This is a genomic window from Mesorhizobium sp. P2_D6 (genome assembly GCF_056404315.1).
The window spans coordinates 171,803-197,323 of sequence record NZ_JBFUEG010000006.1; the positions used below are offsets into that span (position 1 = coordinate 171,803).

23 protein-coding genes are annotated in these 25,521 nt (G+C 60.8%); 15 read left to right on the forward strand and 8 right to left on the reverse strand.

All coding sequences use genetic code 11. The features are described from left to right. Positions 1–94: 94 nt before the first annotated feature. Positions 95–1,003, reverse strand: a complete 909-nt coding sequence (locus AC1D1L_RS15220) for an MBL fold metallo-hydrolase (RefSeq protein ID WP_477342416.1) — start codon at positions 1,001–1,003, stop codon at positions 95–97. Positions 1,004–1,117: 114 nt separating this feature from the next. Here AC1D1L_RS15220 and AC1D1L_RS15225 point away from each other — a divergent pair, with 114 nt between their 5' ends. Beyond that, a complete protein-coding gene (locus AC1D1L_RS15225; protein WP_112564008.1) occupies positions 1,118–1,711 on the forward strand; it encodes a biotin transporter BioY in 594 nt (197 codons plus the stop codon). Between the two features lie 53 nt (positions 1,712–1,764). Here AC1D1L_RS15225 and AC1D1L_RS15230 read toward each other — a convergent pair whose 3' ends face one another. After that, the gene (locus AC1D1L_RS15230; protein WP_477342417.1) at positions 1,765–2,706 is read right to left on the reverse strand and encodes a UDP-glucuronic acid decarboxylase family protein; all 942 of its coding nucleotides are present in this window, start codon (positions 2,704–2,706) and stop codon (positions 1,765–1,767) included. Between the two features lie 322 nt (positions 2,707–3,028). Here AC1D1L_RS15230 and rfbA point away from each other — a divergent pair, with 322 nt between their 5' ends. The 10 genes from rfbA to AC1D1L_RS15280 all read left to right on the forward strand — a co-directional run bounded on the left by rfbA (position 3,029) and on the right by AC1D1L_RS15280 (position 13,655). Next, complete coding sequence (gene rfbA, locus AC1D1L_RS15235; RefSeq protein ID WP_477342418.1) at positions 3,029–3,910, forward strand: glucose-1-phosphate thymidylyltransferase RfbA; 882 nt, start codon at positions 3,029–3,031, stop codon at positions 3,908–3,910. A 1-nt stretch (position 3,911) separates the two neighbouring features. After that, positions 3,912–4,466 carry a dTDP-4-dehydrorhamnose 3,5-epimerase gene (gene rfbC / locus AC1D1L_RS15240; protein ID WP_477342419.1) on the forward strand — a complete coding sequence of 185 codons (555 nt, stop codon included), beginning with the start codon at positions 3,912–3,914 and terminating at the stop codon, positions 4,464–4,466. A 25-nt stretch (positions 4,467–4,491) separates the two neighbouring features. Continuing rightward, the gene (gene rfbB / locus AC1D1L_RS15245) at positions 4,492–5,616 is read left to right on the forward strand and encodes a dTDP-glucose 4,6-dehydratase (RefSeq protein WP_477342420.1); all 1,125 of its coding nucleotides are present in this window, start codon (positions 4,492–4,494) and stop codon (positions 5,614–5,616) included. A gap of 246 nt (positions 5,617–5,862) precedes the next feature. After that, positions 5,863–6,729 (forward strand): SDR family oxidoreductase, encoded by an 867-nt coding sequence (locus AC1D1L_RS15250; RefSeq protein WP_477342421.1) that lies wholly within the window; start codon positions 5,863–5,865, stop codon positions 6,727–6,729. Positions 6,730–6,740: 11 nt separating this feature from the next. Next, a complete protein-coding gene (locus AC1D1L_RS15255) occupies positions 6,741–8,030 on the forward strand; it encodes a rhamnosyltransferase WsaF family glycosyltransferase (protein WP_477342422.1) in 1,290 nt (429 codons plus the stop codon). Positions 8,031–8,054: 24 nt separating this feature from the next. Next, entirely contained in the window at positions 8,055–8,840 is a 786-nt protein-coding gene (locus AC1D1L_RS15260) for an ABC transporter permease (RefSeq protein WP_477342423.1), read from the forward strand. A gap of 2 nt (positions 8,841–8,842) precedes the next feature. After that, a complete protein-coding gene (locus AC1D1L_RS15265; RefSeq protein ID WP_477342424.1) occupies positions 8,843–9,562 on the forward strand; it encodes an ABC transporter ATP-binding protein in 720 nt (239 codons plus the stop codon). A gap of 531 nt (positions 9,563–10,093) precedes the next feature. Then, a complete protein-coding gene (locus AC1D1L_RS15270; RefSeq protein WP_477342425.1) occupies positions 10,094–12,082 on the forward strand; it encodes an SDR family NAD(P)-dependent oxidoreductase in 1,989 nt (662 codons plus the stop codon). An 80-nt stretch (positions 12,083–12,162) separates the two neighbouring features. Further along, on the forward strand, positions 12,163–13,095 hold the full coding sequence (locus AC1D1L_RS15275) for a glycosyltransferase family 2 protein (protein WP_477342426.1): 933 nt from the start codon (positions 12,163–12,165) through the stop codon (positions 13,093–13,095). A gap of 17 nt (positions 13,096–13,112) precedes the next feature. Then, complete coding sequence (locus AC1D1L_RS15280) at positions 13,113–13,655, forward strand: sugar transferase (protein WP_477342427.1); 543 nt, start codon at positions 13,113–13,115, stop codon at positions 13,653–13,655. Here AC1D1L_RS15280 and AC1D1L_RS15285 read toward each other — a convergent pair. Both AC1D1L_RS15285 and AC1D1L_RS15290 read right to left on the reverse strand, forming a co-directional pair. Then, positions 13,643–14,596, reverse strand: a complete 954-nt coding sequence (locus AC1D1L_RS15285; protein ID WP_477342428.1) for an NAD-dependent epimerase/dehydratase family protein — start codon at positions 14,594–14,596, stop codon at positions 13,643–13,645. The genes AC1D1L_RS15280 and AC1D1L_RS15285 overlap by 13 nt on opposite strands. Beyond that, positions 14,593–15,876 carry an O-antigen ligase family protein gene (locus AC1D1L_RS15290; protein WP_477342429.1) on the reverse strand — a complete coding sequence of 428 codons (1,284 nt, stop codon included), beginning with the start codon at positions 15,874–15,876 and terminating at the stop codon, positions 14,593–14,595. Before AC1D1L_RS15290 ends, AC1D1L_RS15285 begins: the two co-directional genes overlap by 4 nt. 476 nt (positions 15,877–16,352) lie before the next feature. On the opposite strand from AC1D1L_RS15290, the gene cysD reads away from it, so the two are divergent. Genes cysD through cysQ form a run of 3 tightly spaced genes read left to right on the forward strand, consistent with a single transcriptional unit; the run spans position 16,353 to position 20,000 of the window. Then, positions 16,353–17,258: a sulfate adenylyltransferase subunit CysD gene (cysD, locus tag AC1D1L_RS15295; protein ID WP_112564045.1), complete on the forward strand. Its 906-nt coding sequence runs from the start codon at positions 16,353–16,355 to the stop codon at positions 17,256–17,258. A 2-nt stretch (positions 17,259–17,260) separates the two neighbouring features. Continuing rightward, the gene (gene cysN / locus AC1D1L_RS15300; RefSeq protein WP_477342430.1) at positions 17,261–19,198 is read left to right on the forward strand and encodes a sulfate adenylyltransferase subunit CysN; all 1,938 of its coding nucleotides are present in this window, start codon (positions 17,261–17,263) and stop codon (positions 19,196–19,198) included. A gap of 10 nt (positions 19,199–19,208) precedes the next feature. Then, complete coding sequence (cysQ, locus tag AC1D1L_RS15305; RefSeq protein WP_477342565.1) at positions 19,209–20,000, forward strand: 3'(2'),5'-bisphosphate nucleotidase CysQ; 792 nt, start codon at positions 19,209–19,211, stop codon at positions 19,998–20,000. A 158-nt stretch (positions 20,001–20,158) separates the two neighbouring features. On the opposite strand, the gene AC1D1L_RS15310 is transcribed toward cysQ, so the two are convergent. The 4 genes from AC1D1L_RS15310 to AC1D1L_RS15325 all read right to left on the reverse strand — a co-directional run bounded on the left by AC1D1L_RS15310 (position 20,159) and on the right by AC1D1L_RS15325 (position 24,188). Further along, on the reverse strand, positions 20,159–21,301 hold the full coding sequence (locus tag AC1D1L_RS15310; protein ID WP_477342431.1) for a DegT/DnrJ/EryC1/StrS family aminotransferase: 1,143 nt from the start codon (positions 21,299–21,301) through the stop codon (positions 20,159–20,161). A gap of 293 nt (positions 21,302–21,594) precedes the next feature. Beyond that, on the reverse strand, positions 21,595–22,518 hold the full coding sequence (locus tag AC1D1L_RS15315; RefSeq protein WP_477342432.1) for a carbohydrate kinase family protein: 924 nt from the start codon (positions 22,516–22,518) through the stop codon (positions 21,595–21,597). Then, complete coding sequence (locus AC1D1L_RS15320) at positions 22,515–22,961, reverse strand: RbsD/FucU family protein (protein WP_192256452.1); 447 nt, start codon at positions 22,959–22,961, stop codon at positions 22,515–22,517. Before AC1D1L_RS15320 ends, AC1D1L_RS15315 begins: the two co-directional genes overlap by 4 nt. Beyond that, positions 22,962–24,188, reverse strand: a complete 1,227-nt coding sequence (locus AC1D1L_RS15325) for an ROK family transcriptional regulator (protein WP_112564057.1) — start codon at positions 24,186–24,188, stop codon at positions 22,962–22,964. 263 nt (positions 24,189–24,451) lie between these two features. Here AC1D1L_RS15325 and AC1D1L_RS15330 point away from each other — a divergent pair, with 263 nt between their 5' ends. Beyond that, a complete protein-coding gene (locus AC1D1L_RS15330) occupies positions 24,452–25,429 on the forward strand; it encodes a sugar ABC transporter substrate-binding protein (RefSeq protein ID WP_434221238.1) in 978 nt (325 codons plus the stop codon). The last annotated feature ends 92 nt before the right edge of the window (positions 25,430–25,521 follow it).

The following is a 25,521-nucleotide window of genomic DNA, read 5'->3' on the forward strand; positions in this document are numbered from 1 at the left end:
TGCCCCATCCCGATGGAATCGGGAGGGGGCTCTATCTCTCTGTTTGAGCATGATCTTTTCCGAAAAAGCGGATTCCACTTTTCGGGACCATGCCCTAGCCAACCGGCGCAAAAACGCCGTCAATGGCCGGGTCGCCCTCCGTCCTGACCAGGCCGCGCGTGACCATATCCTCGAGATGGGCAAGCACCGACAGGCCGGCGGCGCCGTGCAGGCGCGGGTCGGTGTCCCTGTAGATCGCCTTTACCATGTCCGGAATCGTTCGGTCACCGCCCCGAATCCGTTCCAGGATCGCCCGTTCGCGCATCTTGCGGTGGGTCTTCAGCCCGCGCATGAAGCTGCGCGGCGTGGTCACAGGGCCGCCATGGCCGGGCAGCAGCAGGCGGTCGCCGCGCGCGATCAATCTGTCGAGCGAGGCCATGTAGTCGGCCATCGCCCCGTCCGGTGGCGCCACGATCGAGGTCGCCCACGCCATTACATGGTCGGCTGGAAACAGGATGCCGGTGCTTTCCAGCGCAAATGCCGCGTGATTGGCGGTGTGGCCCGGCGTCAGCACGGTCCGGATCGCCCAGCCGTCGCCCTCGACCAGCGCATCGTCGGGCAGCGCGATGTCCGGGACGAAGGCCGTGTCGGCGCTGGCGTCGAGCGGATTGATCTCGCCGATCCGCAACGGCCGCGCCGGGCGATGCGGGCCTTCGGCCAGCACGTCGGCCCCAGTGTGCGCTTTCAGCCGCGCGGCCAGCGGAGAATGGTCACGATGCGTGTGGCTGACGAAAATGTGGCTGACCGGCCGGTTTGCGATCACCCTTAGCAATGTCTGGAAATGCGCATCGTCGTCGGGACCGGGGTCGATCACCGCCAGCGTGTCGCGCCCGACAATGTAGCTGTTGGTGCCGTGAAAGGTGAACGGGCTGGGGTTTTTGGCTGTGACGCGCTGTACGTCCGGTGCAACGGTGACGCCCTGGCCGTAGGCCGGATCGAAGCTGGTGTCGAATTTGAGCGCCATGGCGTGTCGTTGAGCTCCGGTCGAGGGACGGCAAAAGCGATTGCCGCATAGCACGGAAGCCAATATAGGAAAAAGCGAGGCCGCGACCTGCGGCAATCCGGATTGGGGAAGACCATGGCACTTGCAACGACGATGCGTCCGCTTGTTTCTCTCGCTTTGCCTCAGGAGGGCGCGCTGCGCCTGGCAACCCAGCTTCTGCTGGCGATCGCCGGAACGCTGCTTTTGACCCTGTCGGCCAAGACGAAAGTCGTGCTCGGGCCGGTCGACATTTCGATGCAGACGCTGGCCGTCCTGCTGATCGCCACCGCATTTGGCCTGCGGCTTGGCGTCGCTACCTTGCTTCTCTACATGGCCGAAGGCGCCATGGGTCTCCCGGTCTTCCAGAGCACGCCTGAAAAGGGCATCGGCATCGCCTACATGATTGGCGGCACCGGGGGTTATCTCGCCGGCTTCGTCGTCATGGCTGCCATTGTCGGCTGGGCCGCCGATCGCGGCTGGGATCGCCACCCGATCAAGCTGTTCAACGCCATGCTGGTCGCCGAAATCGTCATGATGGCCATGGGCTTTGCCTGGCTGGCCACCCTCATCGGTGTGGAAAAGTCGTGGCAGTTCGGCGTCGTGCCGTTCATCGTCGGCGATCTGATCAAAGTTGCGCTCGCCGCCAGCCTGGTGCCGGCGGTATGGTCGCTGCTGCCCAAGCAACCCTGAAATCGCTTGAACGCAAATGAGCCGGCGGGTGCGAGCCCGCCGGCTTTTTGTTGTCATGCGTCCACCAGCCGGTGGCGGAAATAGGCGACGGTTTCCTTCAACCCGTCTTCGAGGCCGACTTTCGGCTCCCAGCCCAGCGATTTTCTTGCCAGCGAAATGTCCGGGCATCGCTGCCTGGGGTCATCCTGCGGCAACGGCCTGAATTCCAACCTGGAGCGGCCGCCGACGATGCCAAGCACGAGCTCGGCAAGTTCCAGCATCGTCGATTCGATGGGATTGCCGACATTGACCGGACCGGTGAACTCTGCCGGCGTTCCCATCAACAGCACCATGGCTTCGGTGAGGTCGTCGACATAGCAGAAGCTGCGTGTCTGGCTGCCCGTGCCGTAGATCGTCAGCGGTTCGCCCCTTATGGCCTGGACGATGAAATTGCTGACCACGCGCCCGTCATTCGGGTGCATGCGCGGACCGTAGGTGTTGAAGATGCGCATCACCTTGATCTCGAGCTGAACCTGGCGCCAATAATCGAAGAACAGCGTCTCGGCGCAGCGCTTGCCTTCGTCGTAACAGCTGCGGATGCCGACCGGGTTCACCCGCCCCCAGTAATCTTCCGGCTGCGGATGGATGTCGGGGTCGCCATAAACTTCCGAAGTCGACGCCTGCAGGATGACAGAGCCGTTCCGCGTGGCGAGATCTAGCATGTTGATCGCGCCAATCACGCTGGTCCTTGTCGTCTGGATCGGGTCGCGCTGGTAATGAATGGGCGCTGCCGGGCAAGCGAGATTGTAGATGCCGTCGACGTCGGCATCGAACGGCAGCGTGACGTCGTGACGCATCAGTTCAAACAACGGATTTTGCGAGAGGTGGCGGACATTGTCCAGCGATCCGGTCAGGAAATTGTCGGTGGCGACGACATGGTGCCCGAGGCCGACAAGTCGGTCGCACAAATGCGATCCGAGAAAGCCGGCGCCGCCGGTCACAAGCAATCTGGCCATGGAAAGTTCCTGCTGCCTAAGCGCGATGCGCGCATTGTGTTCGCCCTGCCGCTGTTTAGCACCGGAAGCCGGTTTGCCAAATCGCTTAGCGGGGTTGCATCGCCAGGTCGTGGCCGCTCGGCGCCGCGCCGATTGCATCGCCAGCCTGTGGCCGGTCGGTCAACAGCTTGTGGCTAGTCGGTCAAAATTGCCGCGAGACGGCAGATGCAGAGCAATTCTGGCGCAGATCCAGGGTCGAGATTGAATTGACAAGCCTCCGCGCGAAACCTAAGCACGGTCAACTTGATTTCGGGCGGGGGCCTGGCAATTCAAGGAGAGCTTGTTGAAAGGAATTATCCTTGCAGGAGGCAGCGGGACGCGTCTTTATCCCCTGACATTAGCGATCTCTAAGCAAATCCTGCCGATATACGACAAGCCGATGATTTTTTACCCGCTGAGCGTCTTGATGCTCGCGGGGATCCGAGAGATTCTGGTCATTTCGACACCACGCGACTTGCCGATCTTTCGCGAGTTGCTGGGTGACGGTTCGGAATTCGGGCTCGAATTGTCCTATGCCGAGCAGCCGCAGCCCAACGGGCTTGCCGAGGCCTTCATTATCGGCCGCGACTTCATCGGCAAGGACAATGTGTCGATGATCCTCGGCGACAACATCTATTTCGGCGAGGGCCTGTCGCAGCTCTGCCGCGCTGCCGCGCAGCGGGAAAGCGGCGCGTCGGTGTTCGCCTACCATGTCGAGGATCCGCAGCGCTATGGTGTGGTGTCGTTCGACAAGCTCAGCGGCACCGCTTTGACGATCGAGGAAAAGCCGAAGAAGCCGAAGTCCAACTGGGCGGTCACCGGCCTCTATTTCTACGACAACGAGGTCGTTGACATCGCTTCGACAATCAAGCCCTCGGCGCGCGGCGAGCTCGAGATTACGGCGATCAACAACGCCTATCTCGAGCGCGGGCAGCTGCATGTGCATCAGCTTGGCCGCGGCTATGCCTGGCTCGACACCGGCACGCATGACAGCCTGCATGAGGCCTCGTCCTTCGTGCGCACCATCGAGCACCGCCAGGGCATCAAGGTTGCCTGTCCTGAAGAAATCGCTTTCGAGCAGGGCTGGCTGACCGCCGACAAGGTGCTTGAGCGCGCGACCCGCCTGGGCAAGAACGAATACGCCGCCTACCTGCGCCGGCGTGTCATCGAACTGACGGAGAACTAGAATGCTCGAAATCAGGCAGCTCGGTTTGGACGGCGTACTGGAGATCGTCCCGAAGCGGCACGGCGACGCGCGCGGCTATTTCATCGAGACCTGGAATGCCGAGCGCTTTGCCGAGGCCGGGATCGATTTGCGTTTCGTCCAGGACAATCACTCCTATTCGGCGGCAGCGGGCGTCTTGCGGGGGCTTCACTATCAGCTGCCTCCACGCGCGCAGGACAAGTTGCTGCGTGTGATCAGAGGCAGGGTCCTCGACGTCGCGGTTGACATTCGCCGCAACTCGAAAACCTTCGGCAAGTGGATCGCGCTCGAAATATCGGCCGAGAAAGGCAACCAGATCCTGGTGCCGAAGGGTTTCGCGCACGGCTTCGTCACGCTCGTGCCGGACACCGAGGTTCTGTATAAGGTCACTGACACCTATTCGCCGGCGCACGACCGATCGATCCGTTTCGACGACCCCGACATCGGCATCGATTGGCCATCGCCCGCCGGCGGCTTCGAGCTCTCGGCCAAGGACCTCAAGGCGCCGACGCTCGCCAATGCCGAGGTGTTCGCATGACGCGCGACGATGTGAGGAGAGCGCCATGAATTTTCTGGTGACAGGCGGTGCCGGCTTCATCGGCTCGGCGGTGTGCCGGCATTTGTGCGCCAATCCGGCCTACCATGTGACCAATCTCGACAAGCTCACCTATGCCGGCAATCTCGCCTCGCTGCGCACGATCGAGAATGCGCACAACTACAAATTTGCGCAGGCCGACATTTGTGACGAGCGGGCGGTCCTCGACATCCTCCATCGCGACGAGATAGACGTCGTCATGAATCTCGCCGCCGAAAGCCATGTTGACCGCTCGATCGACGGACCCGACGCCTTTATTGAGACCAACATTGTCGGCACCTACCGGGTGCTGAATTCGGCGCTCGAATATTGGCGCGGCCTTGGCGAGGACAGGAAGGCCCGCTTCCGCTTCCACCATGTCTCGACCGACGAGGTGTTCGGCGATCTGCCCTTCGACGGCGGCATGTTCGTCGAGGAAACGCCCTACGCGCCATCCTCGCCCTATTCCGCCTCGAAGGCGGCGTCCGACCATCTGGTGCGGGCTTGGCACGAGACCTACGGCCTGCCGGTCGTGCTCTCCAACTGTTCGAACAATTACGGGCCCTATCACTTTCCCGAAAAGCTGATCCCTCTGGTGATCCTCAACGCGCTCGACGAAAAACCGCTGCCGGTCTATGGCGCCGGCGCCAATGTGCGCGACTGGCTGTTCGTCGAGGATCACGCGCGGGCGCTGGAGCTGGTCGCCACCAAGGGTCAGCCGGGCGAAAGCTACAATGTCGGCGGCAATTCCGAGCGCACCAATCTTGGCGTCGTCGAGACGATCTGCCACCTGCTCGACATCAGGCGTCCGCGCAGCGGCGGCAGGAGCTACCGCGATTTGATCAGCTTCGTCACCGATCGCCCCGGCCACGACCGCCGCTATGCCATCGATGCCTCCAAGATCAGCCGGGATCTCGGCTGGGCGCCGGCGGAGAGTTTCGATAGCGGCCTGGCGAGGACGGTCGACTGGTTCCTCGACAACAAATGGTGGTGGGGACCGATCCGCGAGCAGCGCTATGGCGGCGAGCGGCTCGGCAGAAAAGGTGAACTGTTGGATCGGCGAGAGCCAAGTGATCTGGGTCGATCGTCCCCCACATTTGGAAAATTGGGTTGATGAGCTGCTGACAGCTTTGGATACAATCTGGTTTGCGGGATGGGTTCATGACCCTTTCGTAAGGCGCAGAATTTCTCTACAAGGCCACGCGTTAGTCCGCCGAACATGAGCAATGCATTTTATGGAACGATTCTGTGGGCATCACGCCAATTGTTTCGACCGGGACGCTAAGGGAAAATTGGCCGGACGCCGATCACGTTGTTGATCGGTCTCGCACTAGTACCCTCTTAAGAAGGATATAAAAGTATGGCGAAGGTGCTCGTAACTGGCGGTAGCGGGATGCTCGGTGGTTACGTGTCCAAGGCATTGGAGCACGCTTCTCATGTCGTAGTCTTGGCGGATCGTGCAAAATTTGATCTAGCTGATCCCGATGCAGCTTACGACTACGTCCTGGCCGAAAAGCCGGACGCGATTTTGCATTTGGCAGCCGAGACAAATGTGGATTTATGCGAATTAAATCCGCAACAAGCCGGCATACGAAACCACCTATCGACCGCCAGCATTGCAAAGGCTGCGGAAAAATCCGGCGCCTGGATGTTGTACGTTTCCACATCCAACGTGTTTGGAGAGCGGGGCAGCTTCGAACACAACGAATTGGATCTGCCGTCGCCTGTAAATTACTATGGTCGTTCAAAGCTGATGGGCGAATACGCGGTCCGACAACACTGCCCATTGAATCACTTGATTGTGCGCGCAGGTTGGATGATCGGGGGTGGCGCAAGCGGCGATCATAAATTTGTTGGGAAGCTTATACAGCAAATCAGGGAAGGAGCCGTTTCGCTTCGGGCGGTAGGTGATAAATTTGGGTCGATTACCCGGGCGTCCCTACTTAGTGATTTCATCGTCTGGGCGCTGGAGTCACGTTATACCGGCACTTTGCATTATACAAGCAAAGGTACGGTAACTCGATTCAATATTGCTCAAATGATCGGTGAAATCATCGGTAAAGATGTAGTTATAACATCTGTAAAGTCTTCGGATTTTCCTCTCTCGGCCCCCCGGCCTTTTTCAGAAGGAATGAGTTCGATATATACGCCACTCTTGACGGCAGCGCCCCAGCCAGGCAATTGGCGCGACGATTTGGCCAGCTACGTCGCCACCTTCCTTGATTAATGCGAGACATCATGCTTCTAAAATTGCGCCTGTTTCTTGCTTACGCCCGCCAGTACGGCTGGAGTAATGCAATTATATTCTCACTGTTCAAGATATTTCCGCGGAAATTTGTTCTGCTCTCCCGAAAGCTCGGCGGAGCATCCAGCAGCGTTTCCCCCCTTATTGCCGCTTTGGATTATCGGGCCTCGTTTGATTCGGTCTATGACTACGTTCCTTGGACGAAGTTTGGAGGCGCAGAGAAGGCTGCGAAGCCAAGAAGCGACAAGCCGGTGTTTGTCTGGTTCGTGCCCGATTGGTCGAACGTTTGGGGCGGAGGCCATTTCACGCTATTTCGTTTCGCGCATCATTTTTCGAGTTTCGGGTGCCGCAACATCATCTACATTTATAACAACGAGCGCCATAGTAATCCAAGGGCCCTTCAGGCTGAACTCGATGGAGTCTTCGAAAATTGCACATTGGAGGTGATAACAGACCCAAAGCACTTGCCGAAGGCATATGTGGCATTGGCAACGACATGGCAATCGGCGTACCAGGTCCGGGCATTTCCTTTCGCTCTGAACAAATTCTACTTCATGCAGGACTATGAAAGCCAGTTCTATGCATATGGCACGGCATCAATGCAGGCCAATGCCACGTATACCTTCGGGTTTAGAGGCATTACGGGGGGCGGCTGGCTGAAAAGCCGTTACGAAGCCCATGCCGGGAAGGGAACCGCGCAGAACTATAGATTTGCAGCTGATAAGACCATTTTTTTCCCCGCAGAGCCTGATGGGAAAGTCCGATCGAAAATTAAGCGCCTATTCTTCTACGGGCGCCCGTCGACAGAAAGGCGCTGTTTCGAGCTTGGGATGGTCGCTTTGAAAAAAATTGCAGATCACTATCCCGATGTCGAGATCGTAATCGCCGGCTTGGATCTAGCGATGGCGCCGCCTTTCAAGGCTACGCTACTTGGCAATATGTCCCTTGCGAAGACGGGCGAACTTTACCGAACGTGTGACTTGGGCATGGCCTTCTCTGCCACCAATCTGTCATATCTGCCGGTTGAACTCATGCAATCTGGCGTTCCAGTGATCTCGAACAACGGAGATCATATTGAATGGCACTGCGAGCATGGCAAGAATGCTTACCTTGTGGATCCTACCCCGCAGGCGGTATTTGATGCTTTTGCCGCCCTTTACGATAACCGAGAACTTCGCCAGAAGTTGGCCGATGGCGGTCTTAAGACAATGGAGCCCATCACATGGGATGACGAAATGACCAAGATTTATGAGTACGTAACGGCGCATTCCGTTGCCAAGTGAATGGCTAATGGCGTCAGAGGGCTTATGAATACTGACGATCTAACCGGTGAGCTTGTCGCACTCAGACGACGATTGCCTCTTGCGATCAGTCTCGCCGTGAGCGAGACAAAAGCACGCTATCGGAGAAGCGTACTAGGCCCATGGTGGTTAACTCTCGGTGCGGGAATAGGCGTTCTGGGTCTGGGGATCGTTTGGAGCGCCCTTTTGAATCAGGCGCCAAGCGAACTGATGCCCCGCTTGGCTATCGGCCTCGTTTTGTGGCAATTCATTTCTGGTAGCCTGGTAGAGGCATCGAGTGTTTTCATTAGGCAGGCGCAGATAATTAGAAATTACAATTTGCCACTTATAATGCACCCGCTCCAGCTTGTGATGCGCCAGCTAATAACTTTGGCCCACAATATTGCAATTGTGATCCTCATGATCTTATGTTTTCCTCATGCGTTTTCGTTCTACGGGTTGGTTGGAATTTTAGGTTTGATCATCGTAACCGCCAACCTATTATTTATTGTTATAATAATAGGCATTGCCGGTACAAGGTTTCGGGACTTGGATCCGCTGGTTCAATCGCTTATGCCTCTTCTATTCTTTGTAACACCAGTCATCTACGAACCCAAGAATTTGGGGATCAGCCAATTCGTGATCTGGTTGAACCCTTTTACTTATTTTATGGAAATTGTCCGGGCACCTTTCTTTGGAAGAATACCAAGCCTTTGGGTCTATGGAGTGTCGCTTGTAAGCATGGTCGTTTGTGGCGTCGTAGCCATTTCGTTGTTGAGTGGCCGAGGACGGCGTCTGGCGTTCTGGCTCTGAGAATGGCAAAGTTAGAGTTTGATCGCGTAACCGTTCGCTATCCCATTTACAATGCTCGTTCGATGTCAGTGCGTAATCATCTGGTGCGCTTGGGTACCGGTGGACGTATAGGTGCCGAAGCTGGGAATGTTGTAACGGTCACCGCGCTAGACGACGTATCTTTTAGCCTGAGCGATGGTGACTGCGTTGGCCTTGTTGGACACAACGGCGCAGGCAAGAGCACCCTACTGAGAACAATGGCGGGAATATATGTCCCCCTCTACGGCAAAATTGTGCGGGAGGGATCGATCGGAACGGTATTCGAGCTTGGCGCGGGAATGGATCCTGAACTTTCAGGATATGACAACGTCACCAGAGTCATGATGTTGCTGGGTCGAACCAAGAAGGATGCAAGGGAAACCTATGATAAGATCGCCCAATTTACCGAACTCGGCGACTATCTTGACTTGCCTGTCCGGACTTATTCGGCGGGGATGATGACTCGTTTGATGTTTGCCGTTTCGACCATGTATGCTCCGTCGATCCTATTGATCGATGAGGTGTTTGGCACGGGAGATGCCGAGTTCCAGGAGAAAGCAAAACGGCGCATTGAAACTATGATTGATGCCGCAAAAGTTTTGGTATTTGCCTCTCACGACACCCAGCTTATCAAACGATTTTGCAACAGGATTTTCAAACTGGAGCACGGCTCTGTTGCTGAAGTGCCCCTTACGGATATCTAAGAGTACAGTAGCTATTGGGTCGCCGGTCAAACAGCATCCAGCGCTGCGTGGCTGAGGCAACTGGCGCGTCACCACTACTGCCGGCTCCGTGACCTCGGCAACCGCAACATCAATGCGGTTAAGAATCACCGTAGGACTCCAGTATCTTTACTCGCCTCCGCATGTGGGCGACCGAATTCTCTCATCATCAATCGAAACTGGCCTCAGGCGGGTCCGTGCAAAAATCACCAGGAGGCTGCAAGGGAACCGGTGAAGCTGAAACCGGGCCTCTTCGAAGCCTTCGTCTCGCCGGCTGGAGCACCCATGGCTTGAGGCAGGCCGCCCTCGAAAAGAGTGCCTGTTTGAGCGCCCGATACATCAGCGGACGCGTTTCCAAAAAAATATCTGGCGATGACCGTGACTCCACGCTATGCGATACAAAGCGGCGGGGCTGGGGATTGGCACTCTAAACTGGTGATCGGTGACGGGTTTCCGTCGCTCTCGCACTACGTTAGTGTCCAAGTCCTTGCGCCTGGAGTTCAGTACTACCCAATGACATCCTATGTAGAAGCCGTATCGGGACTTCGGCCGAAGATGCGGCGCGCCATTATAATGATCCAGGACCTGGTCATGGTCTTGGTCGCGGTGGCGCTGAGTCTGGGGCTTTCGCAGTCGAGACTTTCATTCGATGCGCTCTCCTGGCCGGGCCTGGCGTGCTGGGTGAGCATTGTTCTTCTCAGCCATCTCTTGTTTCGCTATTGCGGCCTCTACAACACCGTGTGGCGCTTCGCCTCCACGCCCGACTTCTTCAACATCCTGAAGAGCTGCGCGATCCTGACCGTCACGCTCTACGTCGTCTCGCTGGCGGTCCGATGGTTTCAGCCGGTGACCGGCCTCAACGAGCGCCAGTTTATCGTCTTTTTCCTCGTCTCCTTCACCATCATATCGGCGCCGCGGCTCTACTACCGCTTCCTGCGCGACGGGGCGAGCTGGCGAATCCTGAGCCGCAACGCAAACAATGTTGCGATCAAGCAGGCGCTGTTCGTCGGCAGGCTCGGCGAAGCCGACGTCATCATTAGGTTCACGCGCACGGCAGCGCCGGCCGAGTATTCCATCGCCGGCATCATGGCCATCGAGAACGGCGCGCCGTTGGGCACGCAGATCCAGGGCGTTCCGGTGGTGGCCGTGCGGCCCCACCTGGTCGAGGTGCTGGAAGAATATGCAAGAGGCACCAAAAGCCTCGACATGCTGATTTTCGGCAATGGCACCGAACGCGAGATCGAGGAGTATTCGGAGCTGGTCCGTGTCGCCCGTCACAGCGGCATCGCCGTCGTCCAGTTCTCCGGCGTCTCGGAGCTCGGGCAGGGCGGAAAGCTGGTCCTCGACGCTGTCGAGATGGAAACCATCCTGCGCCGCTCCACGGTTCCGTCGGACGTTGAGCGCATTGGCGGCTTCGTCAGCGGCAAGCGCGTCCTGGTGACCGGCGGCGCCGGCTCCATCGGTCGCATCCTGGTCAAGCGGTCGCTGGAACTCGGCGCCGAGGCGGTTCTGGTTGCCGATATCTCGGAGTTCGGGATTTTCCAGCTCGACCAGCAGGTCGACGAGAAAGATCATGCCCGGCTCAAGAGCCGCATCGTCGATGTCACCGACCGGCGCCAGATCACCCGCGTCGTCAGCGACTTCAAGCCCGACATCATCTTCCACGCCGCCGCGCTCAAACATGTGCCGCTGCTTGAGGAAAACTGGGAATCGGCGATCCAGACCAACGTCTTGGGTACTCTCGTCTGCGCCGAGGTTGCCGCCAAATGCGGCGTGCCGCAGTTCCTGTTGATTTCCAGCGACAAGGCGGTCGATCCGACCTCGGTGCTCGGCATGACAAAACGCGCCGCCGAGCAGATCGTCTCTTCGCTGCACGAAACGCACGCCACCGAACCCAATGGCCGTCGCTCCGGCACCAAGTTCATCGCCGTGCGGTTCGGCAATGTCTTCGGCTCCAACGGTTCGGTCGCCACCATCTTCCAGGCGCAGATCGAGGCCGGCGGTCCGGTCACCATCACCGATCGCCGCATGACCCGCTACTTCATGACGGTGGCCGAAGCCGTCGACCTCGTCATCATGTCGGCGGCCGATGCCGAGCGGCGCCAGGGCAAGGACGATTACGCCATCTACATGCTCGACATGGGCAAGCCGGTGCCGATCCTCGAAGTCGCCGAAACCATGATCCGCCTGGCCGGCAAAAGCCCCTACACCGACATTCCGATCCGTTTCACCGGGATCAGGCCGGGCGAGAAGCTTCACGAGGTGCTGCATGGCGGCAATGAGGAGATTGTCGCGCTCGATATCCCCAAGATCTTCGGCCTGCGAACCGATGTCGTGGGGTGGCCCAGGGTCCAGGCGGCGCTGACGTCGCTGCAGGCGGCCATGCGCGACCAGGACAAGGCCGCCGCGCTCGCCGTCATGGCCGGGCTTCATCAGGCGGAAGAGCCTCAAGCCGACGCACACCGCGAAATCATTGCGAAAACAGTCGGGCAAGCGGGTTAAGCCTGTCCTGATCGACCGGGATTGGCTATTGAAACCAATCCGATGGCCGTTCCCAGGCGCTTGCAGATGATTCTGAACCCGTGAGCAGACAAGATCAGCGCGTGGCCGTGCTGCTGGGCACGAAAGATGGCGCGGCTTTCCTTGACGAGCAGCTCGCCTCGCTGCTTGCGCAGTCGCATCCTCTTGTCGACCTCTGGGTCTCCGACGACGGGTCGACGGATGGCACTTCTGCCATCATCGGCGCCTGGCAGAGCCGCTGGCCCAAGGGCCGGCTGACCCTGTCGAACGGTCCTCGCCAGGGCTTTGCCGCCAACTTCCGCTCGATGATCATCGATCCGCGCATCGATGCCGACTACTACGCATTCTGCGACCAGGACGACATCTGGGAGCCGGGCAGGCTGGAGAGCGCTATTGCCTGGATGCAGGGGCACGATGCCGAAACACCGCTGCTGTTTTGCTCGAGGACCGCGACCATGTCCGAAACCGGAGCAGCGCAAGGCTATTCGCCGCTGTTCCTAAAGCCGCCGTCGTTTCGAAATGCGCTCGTGCAGAGCATTGCCGGCGGCAACACCATGATGATCAACCGCGCGGCGCGAAAGTTGCTGGCAACGGCATCGGCAAGGACCGAGTTCGTCAGCCATGACTGGTGGACCTATCTGATCGTCACTGCTGCCGGCGGCATTGTCCGCTATGATCCGCGGCCGCTGGTGCGCTACCGCCAGCATGAGGCAAACCTGGTCGGTGCCAACGTGTCGTGGAAGGCGCGGCTGTCGCGGCTGGGCCGTCTGTTCAAGGGCGAGTTCGCCGTCTGGACCGATCACAATCTAAGCGGTCTGGCGGTCAATCGCGACATCCTCAGCAGGGATGCCGCCGCTTGTCTCGGCCTGTTCATCAGGGCGCGCAAGGGCGGTGTCTTGCGACGCCTGCGTCTTCTCAGAAAAAGCGGCGTCTACCGGCAGACGCTGGCTGGTACGCTTGGGCTCTATCTGGCCTTCATCTGGCGGCGGATCTAGAGCATGCAGGGACGGCCATGAGGGGACCCAAGCGAGCTTTCGACCTCGTCGTGGCGGCGGTTCTCTTGCCGCTGACCTCGCCTGTCGTCCTGCTTGCCATGCTGGCAATCAGGCTGTCGTCGCCTGGAGCGGCATTGTTTTCGCAGGCCCGTGTCGGACAGAATGGCGTGCCGTTTCGCTGCCACAAGCTGCGGACGATGGTTGTCGGAACGCCGTCTCTGCCCTCGCATCAGGCGCCGGCAAACTCCGTCACTTCCGTCGGCGCGGTGCTGCGAAAATTCAAGATCGACGAGCTGCCGCAGCTGTGGAATGTGCTTAACGGCGAGATGAGCCTGGTCGGGCCGCGCCCATGCCTGCCCACGCAAACGGAGCTGATCGAACGCCGCAGGCAATTGGGCGTGCTTGCGGCGCTTCCGGGCATTACCGGGCTCGCGCAGATGAAAGGCATCGACATGTCCGACCCCAAACTCTGCGCCGAGACCGATGCCGAATATCTCAGGATGGCCTCGATCGGCCTCGATGTCCGCATTCTCGTCGGTACGATCTTCTACCGCGGTTGAGCAACGCCGGATTTATAGCGCCGCGCAAGCTCGGTCAGTTGTTCGAGCGTGTCGGTCCGCGGCGCCCAGCCTTCGGATACCAGGAGCGTCGGATCGCATATCTGCGTCGCTGTCATCGCTTCCCATGCCTTGCCTTTGCCCAGCAAGACCAGCACTGCCCGCATCAGCCGAGCAGGCACCCTAGACAGCCGCAATGTGTAGCCAAAACCGTCCCGGAACGCCCCGATGATCGCCGAGACCGGCAGCGGCGGCAGGTCGCAGGTGACATAGATGGGGCGAAGCGGCTGCTGACGGCTCAACAGATACACCGCGGTCCGCGCCGCCGCCTCGCATGACATCAGCGATCGTACGCCGCTGAAGGCCGCCGCCGGCAGCGACAAGGCCATAGGTATGCCGCCCAGGCGCATCAGCGTTGCCAGGTTTCCCTTCATGCCTTCGCCATAGATCGACGGCAGGCGCAGCGCCGTGGCATCGGTAGGTCTGGACGCATAGGCTTCCAGCGTCCTGATCTCGCCTTCGCGTTTCGAGCGCCCATAGGCGCATTGCGGGGCCGGCGGCGTCGCCTCGCTGATCGTCCCACTGAAACCGGGACCGACTACTGCCCGGATCGAAGACAAATAGATGAAGCGCCCGCTGGCCTGCGCGGCGGCCGCGCGCGCCAACTGGGCGGTCAGTGTCGCATTGGCGGCCAAGAAGTCGGCCTCGCTCGCCTTGCGGTCATTGTTGAGAGCCGCACAGTGGACGACATGGGTGATATCTGGCATCAGCGCCTGGAACGCGCTGGCGGGCGCGTCGAACTCCGGCAACTTGACGGCATCGCTCGCGGGATCGAGCGGCTCCGGGTGACGCGATGCCATGCGCACCTCGAACCCGGCTTCGCGAACCTGGTTGACGACCTGCCTGCCGATGAAGCCCGTCGCGCCTGTGACCAGCACTTTCACGGCTGGCTTGCCTGCGGCGTCGAGGCCGCTTCGGGCAACGCCTGTTGGCGGCCCGAAGCAAGATAGGTCCCGGATACCAGGAACACCATCAGTGTCGAATCGAGGATGTCGTGGCCGATCAGGATGCCGGTCAGGCCGGCGATCAGATAGGTGATCACGGTAGCGACGATCATCGTGGCACCGAACCGCTCGATGGTGTCGGTGCTGGTGCGCAGAACGATTGCTGCGTTTCTGGCGGCAACGACGAACACAGCCGCAAGCGTGATGGCGCCGATGAGCCCGGCCTCCACCAATGCGGTCAGAAAGCCGTTGTGGAAATGGCTGAAGCCTGTGTATGGCATGTTGAACTGATTGTTGAATCCATCCTTTATCAGCTCGTGGCTTGCAGCAATGCCATGACCGAAAATCGGCATGTCGTGGAAAGCGCCGAGGCCGATCTGCCAAAGCGCGGCGCGGAAGCCGAGCGCCGTGGCATGGTCACCTTTCGTGGCCAGCGCATCCCAGTCGCTGAACAGGAAAGCTGCGCGCTCGTAAATGATCGGGAATCCGATGGCGGCGATAACCACGCCGATCGCGCCAGCAATCAGCAGCAGACGAATGGCGTTTCGGCTGGTGAGCCTGCGCCGGTTGATCAGCAGGACGGCGATGCCGGCCACCGGCAGTGCCAGCCATATGATCCGCGACCCCGAGTAGAGGATGGCGACCGCCCCGGCCAGCGCTGCGCAGGCAAGCAGGACCTTGTTCTTTTCGACGTTTGAAAGGGCGCCCGCCAGGCACATCAGAACACTGAGGCAGGCGACCGTCGCGAATACGATTGGATTGCCGGCACCGCCTTCGGCTCGTACGCCCAGCCAGTAATGTTGCACGATCGCCAGCAGCAGGGCGCCAAAACATGCGGCAGCGCTCGCCAGCACGACGATGCGCGCCAGCATGGTTTTCTCGGTGATGCTCCAGGTTGCGTATGAGACGGGGAAAAACAGGAAGGTGATCAGCCCTGCCAGATGAGGCGCATCCTTGGCGATCGAATTGTTGACGATAGAGGCGAGCACGAAGGCTGCACAATAGGCATAGATGGCCACCGTCATCGCGACCATTGGCCGGTCGATGTTGAAACGCCGTCTTTTCAGGGCAAGCAGAAACACCGACCACAGGCCGCCGCCATTGAACACAAAGCTGACCGCCGACCCCAGCACAGGCGGGCAAAAGAAGCAGAGGATGGAGAAGGTGATGTTGATCCGTGACGGCGAGAGGTGCTGCTTGATGGTGGAAATCGGGGTCAATGCTCTGGTTCACAATGCGCTGGGTTCGCTTGGCGACGGACGGTGTTTGGCGGCGACTTTTTTTGCAGCATCCCGCCCGGCGCGGGTTCAGGAGCCGGTATAGCGGCTGGGTCCGGTTTTCGATAGTGCGGCGAGGATCTTGCAACCATCGAAATCCGTGGCGTGGCCGCATCGCATAGCGAAAGCATCCACCGGCCCGACCGTTTTCCCGAGGGTTCCGCCAAGATTTTTCACGGCCTTTGAGGGCTATCGATCTGCCGGGCAGAAATTTCCGGATTCCGGGCTTTTCATGGAAAATTCGTTCCTTATCGGCTTTGCCGCCGGCCTTTCCAGCGTTGTTATATCAGGTGGCGATCTGCTAGAACGCCGGCACGAACCGATAGTGTCCAGCAGTGAAGCTTGAACCGGGCGGCTGAAAAAGACGCCCGATCCATCTGATGCAAGGTCTGGATGGCACGAGAGAACGCTCACAGTCCATGAACATCGCGCTTACGCATTTGCAGCGGCTCGAGGCCGAATCCATCCACATCTTCCGTGAGGTTGCTGCCGCCTTCTCCAAGCCGGTGATGCTCTATTCCGTCGGCAAGGATTCCTCCGTGCTGATGCATCTGGCGATGAAGGCCTTCTATCCGGCCAAGCCGCCTTTCCCCTTCCTGCATGTCGACACCACCTGGAAGTTCCGCGAGATGATCGCCTTTCGCGATCAGATGGCGCAGAAGCTCGGCTTCGACCTGCTCGTCCACGTCAATGAAGACGGCGTGCGCGACGGCATCAATCCCTTCGACCACGGCTCCAACACCCACACCCATGTGATGAAGACTGTGGCGTTGCGGCAGGCGCTCGACAAATACGGTTTCGACGCCGCCTTCGGCGGAGCGCGGCGCGACGAGGAGAAGTCGCGCGCCAAGGAGCGCATCTTTTCCTTCCGCAACGCCCAGCATGTCTGGGACCCGAAGAACCAGCGGCCGGAAATGTGGAAGATCTTCAACACCCGCATCGCGCCGGGCGAATCGATCCGCGTCTTTCCGCTGTCGAACTGGACCGAACTCGACATCTGGCAGTACATTCTGCAGGAGAACATTCCGATCGTGCCGCTCTATTTCGCCAAGGAGCGGCCGGTGGTCGAACGCGACGGCATGCTGATCCTCAAGGACGATGACCGCATGGCGCTGCGACCCGGCGAGACGGTCGAGAACCGGCTGGTGCGTTTCCGCACGCTCGGCTGCTATCCGCTGACCGGCGCTATCGAATCCGACGCCGACACGCTGGAAGCCATTGTCGGCGAGATGCTGACGGCGCGCACCTCCGAGCGCCAGGGCCGCCTCATCGATCGCGATGAAGCCGGCTCGATGGAAAAGAAGAAGCGCGAGGGGTATTTCTGAGTATGCGCCACATCCTGGCCAAGAGCCTCGCCCCCACCGATGGCATCCGCGAATATATGGCGACACAGGAGAAGAAGTCGCTGCTGCGCTTCCTCACCTGCGGCTCGGTCGACGACGGCAAGTCGACGCTGATCGGCCGCCTTCTGTCCGACACCAAGCAGATCTTCGAGGATCAACTCGCAGCACTCGAGCGCGATTCCCGCAAGCACGGCACCACCGGCGACGACATCGACTTCGCGCTTCTGGTCGACGGCCTCGAGGCCGAGCGCGAGCAAGGCATCACCATCGACGTCGCCTACCGCTTCTTCGCCACGCCCAAGCGCAAGTTCATCGTCGCCGACACGCCCGGCCACGAACAATATACCCGCAACATGGCGACCGGCGCTTCGACCGCGGATCTCGCGATCGTGTTGATCGATGCGCGCCAGGGCGTGCTGCGCCAGACCCGGCGCCACTCGATCATAGCCTCGCTGCTCGGCATCCGCCACATCGTGCTGGCCGTCAACAAGATCGATCTCGTCGCTTTCGACCAGGCCGTGTTCGACCGCATCGTCGAGGATTACCGGCAGTTCTCGCATGAGCTCGGCTTCCAGACGATCGTGCCGATCCCGATGTCGGCCCGCTATGGTGACAACGTCACCAGCCGCTCGGACAAGACGGCGTGGTATTCCGGCCCGTCGCTGATCGAGCATCTCGAAACCGTGTCGGTCGACGAGGCCGCCGTCGGATTGCCGTTCCGGTTTCCGGTGCAGTATGTCAACCGACCCAATCTCGATTTCCGCGGCTTTGCCGGCACCATAGCGTCAGGCTCCGTCGCTCAGGGCGACGAGGTGGTCGTCGCCAAATCCGGCAAGGCCTCGCGGGTCAAGCGCATCGTCGCGCACGGCGGCGATCTCGCCCAGGCCGTCGCCGGCCAGGCCATCACCCTTGTGCTCGACGATGAGGTCGAGGTCTCCAGAGGCAACTTGCTGGTGTCGCCCGCGGCACGGCCGCAGGTCGCCGACCAGTTCGCCGCCAACATCGTCTGGTTCGACGAGGCAGCGCTGCTGCCGGGCCGTTCCTACATTCTGCGCACCGAAACCGACCAGACCAGCGCAACCGTCACCGACCTGAAATACCGCGTCAACGTCAACGACTTTGCCCGTGAGGCGGCGAAGTCACTCGACATGAACGAAGTCGGCATCTGCAACATCTCGACCCGCGCGCTGATCGCCTTCGACACCTTCGCCGACAACCGCACCACCGGCGCTTTCATCCTGATCGACCGCATCACCAACGCCACGGTCGGCGCCGGCATGATCCTGCATACGCTGCGCCGTGCCGAAAACATCCACTGGCAGTCGCTCGATGTCGGCAAGCGCGGCCGCTCCGACCTGAAAGGCCAGCGCCCCGCCGTGTTCTGGTTCACCGGGCTTTCCGGCTCGGGCAAGTCGACCATCGCCAATTTGCTCGAGAAGAAACTGTTCGCCTCGGGACGCCACACCTACATTCTCGACGGCGACAATGTCCGCCACGGCCTCAACCGCGATCTCGGCTTCACCGATGCCGACCGCGTCGAAAACATCCGCCGCGTCGCCGAAGTGGCCAAGCTGATGACCGATGCCGGGCTGATCGTCATTGTCTCCTTCATCTCGCCCTTCAGCGCCGAGCGCCGCATGGCGCGCGAGCTGATGGCCGACGGCGAATTCGTCGAGGTGTTCGTCGATACGCCGTTCGAGGAATGCGCCCGGCGCGACCCGAAGGGCCTTTACGCGCGGGCGCTGAATGGCGAGATCAAGAACTTCACCGGCGTCGATTCACCGTATGAAGCCCCGGAAAAACCGGAAATCCATCTTAAGACACTCGGCAAGACGGCCGAGGAGATGGTAGAGGCTCTGGAACACTGGCTGAACGAGCGCGACATTGCTGAAGACCAATACGAAGCCGGCGGCGGTATCTGACGACGAGGTGATGCTGGCCGTATTCGAGCGCCTGGCGCTCGATGCAGGACGCGAGGTGATGCGGGTCTTCAAGGCCGGCTGCGCGGTCGACAAAAAGTCCGACTCCTCGCCGGTGACGGAAGCCGACCGCGAGAGCGAGACGATCATCCTTGCCGGTCTGCGTGCGGCTTATCCCGATATTCCCTGCGTGGCCGAGGAAGAGGTCGCCGCCGGCATCGTGCCGCCTGATCTCGATGGCGCCTTCTTCCTGATCGATCCGCTCGACGGCACCAAGGAATTCGTCAACCGCAGGACCGATTTCACCGTCAACATTGCGCTCATCCGCGACGGGGTGCCGGAAGTCGGCGTCGTCTTCGCGCCCTGTAGCGGGCGGTTCTTCTCTGGACGGCCGGGCAGGGCCGAAGCAATCGAGGTCGATGGCGACTTCCGGATCGTCGGCCGGCGACGGATTTCGGTCAGGACGGCGGTGACGCCGCTCGCCGTCGTGGCCAGCCGCTCGCACAACACACCGAAGACCGAAGCCTTCATCAGGGACCTCGGCGCCGCCGAGATCGTCTCGGTCGGCTCATCGCTGAAATTCTGCCTGCTCGCCGCCGCCGAAGCCGACATCTATCCGCGCTTCGGCCGCACCATGGAATGGGACACCGCGGCCGGCGACGCCGTGCTGCGCGCCGCCGGCGGCATGACACGCACGCTGGACGGCGAGCCGCTCACCTATGGCAAGCGCGAGCAGAGCGACGACGCGGATTTCGCCAACCCGCATTTTATTGCGAGCGGGAAGGCAGCGGAAGCAAACGCGTAATCTCCCCCCTTGAGGGGGAGATTACCGGCAGGCCAGAGGGGGTCGCCGCGAGTAAAAGCGCCAACCTCTTTCTGTAGTAAGGAGGCCGAGCCCGGTCGAACCGACCCCCTCTGTCGCCTTCGGCGACATCTCCCCCTCAAGGGGGGAGATCATTAGTCCTACGCCGCCGCTACATGCGCCGAGTTCGACCCAATATAATTGCGGATCGTCTCGATGATGCGGTCCTGATCGGCTTCGCTGAGATAGGGGTGCATCGGCAGGCACAGGATACGCTTCGGCAGGTCCTCCGACACGGCGAGGCCGGTCGGCGTGCGCGGATAATTCTTGTAGGCGATCTGCTGGTGCAGCGGCTTCACATAATAGATCACCGACGGGATGCCCTTTTCGCCAAGATGCGCCCGCAAGCCGTCGCGCTTCGACGTCTCGATGGCATATTGCGCCCAGGCCGAGCGGCCGCCACCCAGATTGCGTGACGCCTTGACGATGTCGCCGAGACCTTCGGCATAGCGCTTGGCCACCACCTGGCGGGCGACCATCTCGTCTTCGAGGATGGCAAGCTTCTCGATCAGGATCGCCGCCTGGATCGTGTCGAGGCGTGAATTGATGCCGACGCGAACATTGTCGTACTGCGTTTCGCCCTTGCCGTGGAAGGCAAACGATCTGAGCTGGTCGGCCAGCGCATCGTCATTGGTGAACATCGCGCCGCCATCGCCGTAGCAGCCGAGCGGCTTTGCCGGATAGAAGCTGGTCGAACCGACATGGCCGAAGGCGCCGCACATTGTGCCGTCTGACGAGCCGCCGATTGACTGCGCCGCATCTTCGATCACCAGCAACCCTTCGCGCTTGGCAATCGCCATGATCGCCTCGTAGTCGGCGGCAAGCCCAAACAGGTCGACCGGAATGATCGCCTTCGGCTTCAGCCGGCCTTCCTTCTTGATCATCATGATCGCCGCCTCGAGGCTGGCGATGTCGATGTTGTAGGTCTCGGCGTCGACATCGACGAACACCGGTTCGGCCTTGGCCAAAGCCACCACTTCCGCCGTCGCGGCGAAGGTGAAGCTCGGTACGAACACCGCGTCGCCCGGGCCGATGCCGGCGGCAAACAGCGGCAGCAGCAGCGCGTCGGTGCCATTGGCGCAGGCCACGACATGCTTGGTGCCGACATAGGCGGCGAGCTTGTTTTCGAATTCGGTGACCTGCGGCCCGAGGATATAGCGGCCTTCCTCGACGACATTGTCGATCGCGGCCTTCAGCCGGTCGCGGATACGTTCGCGCTGCGCGCCAAGATCGATAAACTGCATGTTGGCCTCAAAACGGTAATGCGCGCGGTCCAGGGAACAACGATACGCGCAGAAACAACAACTTAACCGGCCCGCTGGTACCAGAGTTGGGCCGGTCGAGAAAGCCGGGCCGGCCAGGCGGCCGGAAGCCGAGGTGTCGCAGCCCGTTACCTCAGATTTTTGCCGCGCTGCAGCAAGATGCCGGAAATCCGGGCTTTCCAGGACGTGACGTGGCTAATTTATCGCGTCTTTCCGGCTCGCGGAAACATAAAGTGATCGGCTCATGGGCGGCTAGCGGCCGGATGAAGCATGGATCAGGCGATTTCATGCCGCCAGGGCGGATTGGCGCCGGCCCGTGACACCGTCACTGCCGCCGCCTTGGAACCGAGCGCCAGCGCCTGGCGGATGGCGTCCTCGGAAAGGCCGCCCATCTCAGCCTTGGTGAGCAGGCCTTGCTCGTGCAGCGAGGCCAGAATGCCGGCATTGAAAGTGTCGCCGGCGCCGACCGTGTCGACCACCTCCACCTTCTGCGGCATCACGGTGACCTTGTGCTCGCGGCTGTAGCCGACGGCGCCTTCGCTGCCGTGGGTGACGACGATCAGCTTCGGCCCCCGGTCCAGCCAGTTGCGGATGACATCTTCATGCGAGCCGGCCTCACCGAACCAGTGCAAATCCTCATCCGACAGTTTCACGATGTCGGCCATTGCCATCATCGTGCGGATGCGGCGGAGATGCCTGGCCTTGTCGGGGATGAAGTTCGGCCGGATGTTGGGATCGAGCATCATGACGCGGCGCTGATGCTCGCGCTTCATGAATTCCTCGTAGGCAGCACCCGCCGGGTCTGAGATCAGGCTGATGGCGCCAAACAGCATGGCTTCGATCTCGGCGCCAAGTTCCGGCAGATCCTCTGTCGTCAGCATGCGCCCGGCGGTGTTCTCGTCGTAGAAAGTGTAGGTCGCCTGGCCGTTGGTGAGCCGCACGAAGGCCAGCGTGGTTGGGCGAGGGGAGGTGTGCGCATAGGTGGAGCTGACCTTGCTTGCCCCCAGCGCCTCGCGGAACTGGCCGCCGAACAGATCCGACGACAGGCCGGAAAAGAAGCCGGCGGGGGCGCCGAGGCGGCCGAGCGCGATCGCCGTGTTGAACACCGCCCCGCCGACATAGGGCGCAAAGGCCGGCTCGCCCAGCGTCGTGGTGCGCGGCAGCATGTCGATCAGGGCTTCGCCGCAGCAGAGGATCATGTCTCAGGACTTTCCGGCGGATAGATCACGCCTTTGCGGATGATGATGTTGGCGTAGAGCCTGGGCTCACCGGTCGCGACGATCGCATACGCCGACCGGACGCGTGCATAGAAGTCGGCCCCGGCCAGCGCAACCACCTTGCGGCCCGGCGCACGCTTGGTGCAGATCGCCTCGATCTCGCGGTGGACCGGATCGGCAACGGAGGGATCGCCTTTGACCGAGGCGCGAAAAAGCGCTTCCGGCACGAAGTCGTCCACCGGCAGCACGCTCAATATGGCGTCGAGCACCGGTATCAAGTGATGACCGTCGGCTCGCACCAGCCGGTTTGCCTGTTCTTCCGCCGGGTAGTTGCCGTCGACGAGCGCAATTTCGTCGCCATGGCCCATGGCGCGCAAGGTCGCCAGAAGCTCCGGACCGAGCAGCGACGGAATACCGATCAGCATTCAGGTGCTCCTGGAAATCGTGGTCGAACCGATGAGGAAGCGTTCGGACAGAGGCAGGCTGGCGCCACCCAGCGCGCGGGCATGGATGCCGACGGTGCCTTCGCGCACGTCCGGCAGCTTCAGGCCTTCACCGTCGATCGTGCCTATCGTCTGCCTGACGGCATCGACGAGGCGACGCCGTACTGCGAGCGGCATCCAACCATCGATCACCGCGGCCTCGAAATCGATCACCGAGGACGCTGCGACAATGGCGTAGGCAAGCGCTCGCGAGGCGCTGGCGATCCAGTCGTCCAAATCGGCGCCAATGTCGCCCCATTCCTGCGGTGAGGTCCAGAGATAGGAGCCGTCGATGCCGCGCGCGCTGAGCGCCTTTTCCAGCATGGCGATCGAGGCGACGTCGATGAGCTGTGTCGGCTTGCCGTCCGGCCCCGGCACCGGCATCGAGCCCAGCGCCCCGGCATTGCCGGTCGGTCCACCAAAAAGCCGGCCGTTGAGCACGATGCCGCCGCCGGCAAAGGCGCCGATGTAGAAATAGACGAAGTCGCGCACGCCGCCCGTTTGGCCGAACACCAGTTCGGCGCCACAGGCTGATGTGGCGTCGTTCTGCAGATAGACCGGGAATTCGCATTGCGACTGGATGTCGGCGCGTATGTCGCGATGGCGCCATTCGTCCATGATGTCGCGTGGCGCACCCGCCGTATCGGCCCAGTTCCAAAGTTCGAACGGCATGGCGATGCCGAGCCCGGCAATGCGCTTATCCTGCGCCGGTGTCAGTTCTGCGCGCATCGTCTTCATGCCCGACGTAACGAACTCCACCGTCTCGCGTGGCGCCGGATAGCGGTAGGAGTGCTGCAGCATCGAGCGCACATGCCCAAGGAAATCGATCAGCACCAGTTCGGCGCTGCGGCGGCCGATTTTGAGGCCGATGAAGAAGGCGCCTTCGGGGTTCAGCGCCATCGGGATGGAAGGCTGGCCGATCTTGCCGCGCAACGGCGCCTGGCGCACCAGCAGGCTGTCTTCTTCCAGCTCGCGCATGATGACCGAGACAGTCTGCGCCGAAAGCCCGGTCATGCGCGCAATGTCTGATTTGGCCAGGCTGCCATGCTGGCGCACCAACGACAGCACCAGCCGCTCATTGTGGTCGCGCATGCCGCTCTGGTTGGTGCCGCGATGCAGGCGGCTGTCAGCCGCCTCGGGCGAACCGTGCCTTGCAGTGCCGGTTTCCACCCTTATTCCTCCCGTTGTTTCCCCTCACTGCTTTTGGGTTAGAATGAGTGAACGGTGCAACTGTGTCAATAATAAATAAGAGTGATTTAATTATTGACAGCTCCGGCCGACTGGTGTCTTTTGAGGGCGCGTCCACACTGGGAGAACTTCAGTGGATGCGCCCGAGATGCCGGTTGGCGGCATCCGCATGGTTCCATGGGAGGAAGATCGTGACCAAAGCATTATTGAAGTCCACCGTGTTCGCCGCGGCGGGCCTCGGCCTGATGGCCTTTGCCTCTACGGCATCTGCCGCCGGCGTCGGCGCCTGCCTGATCACCAAGACCGACACCAATCCCTTCTTCGTCAAGATGAAGGAAGGCGCGACCGCCAAGGCCAAGGAACTTGGCGTCGACCTCAAGACCTACGCCGGCAAGATCGACGGTGACAGCGAAAGCCAGGTGGCGGCGATCGAAAGCTGCATTGCCGACGGCGCCAAGGGCATCCTGATCACCGCGTCCGACACCAAGGGCATTGTGCCGACGGTGAAGAAGGCGCGTGACGCCGGTCTGCTGGTGATCGCGCTCGACACCCCGCTTGACCCGATCGACGCTGCCGACGCGACCTTCGCCACGGACAATCTGGAAGCAGGAAAGCTGATTGGCGCCTGGGCTGCCGCCACCCTCGGCGACAAGGCCAAGGACGCCAAGATCGGCTTCCTCGACCTGACGCCCTCGCAGCCGACCGTGGACGTGTTGCGCGACCAGGGCTTCATGATGGGCTTCGGCATCGATGTGAAGGATCCCAACAAGATCGGCGACGAGGATGACGCGCGCATCGTCGGCCATGACGTGACGAACGGCAACGAAGAGGGTGGCCGCAAGGCGATGGAGAACCTTCTGCAGAAGGACAACACCATCACCGTCATCCACACCATCAACGAGCCCGCCGCGGTCGGCGCCTATCAGGCGCTCAAGGCTGTCGGTCTCGAAAGTCAGGTGCTGATCGTCTCGGTCGATGGCGGCTGCCCCGGTGTCAAGTCGGTGACCGAAGGCGTCATCGGCGCCACCTCGCAGCAATATCCGCTGCAGATGGCGGCACTCGGCATCGAGGCGATCGCGGCTTTCGCCAAGGACGGCACCAAGCCGAAGCCGACCGAAGGCAAGAACTTCTTCGATACCGGCGTCAACCTCGTTACCGACAAGCCGGCCAATGGCGTGAAGTCGATCGACACCAAGGAAGGCCTCGCCAAGTGCTGGGGCTGAAGGCTGCCTGACAGCCCGCAAGAACCTGACGGCCGGGGGCTTGATCCCCGGCCACTTCGGGTGGACGATGTGTCACTGTAAACGCGAATAAT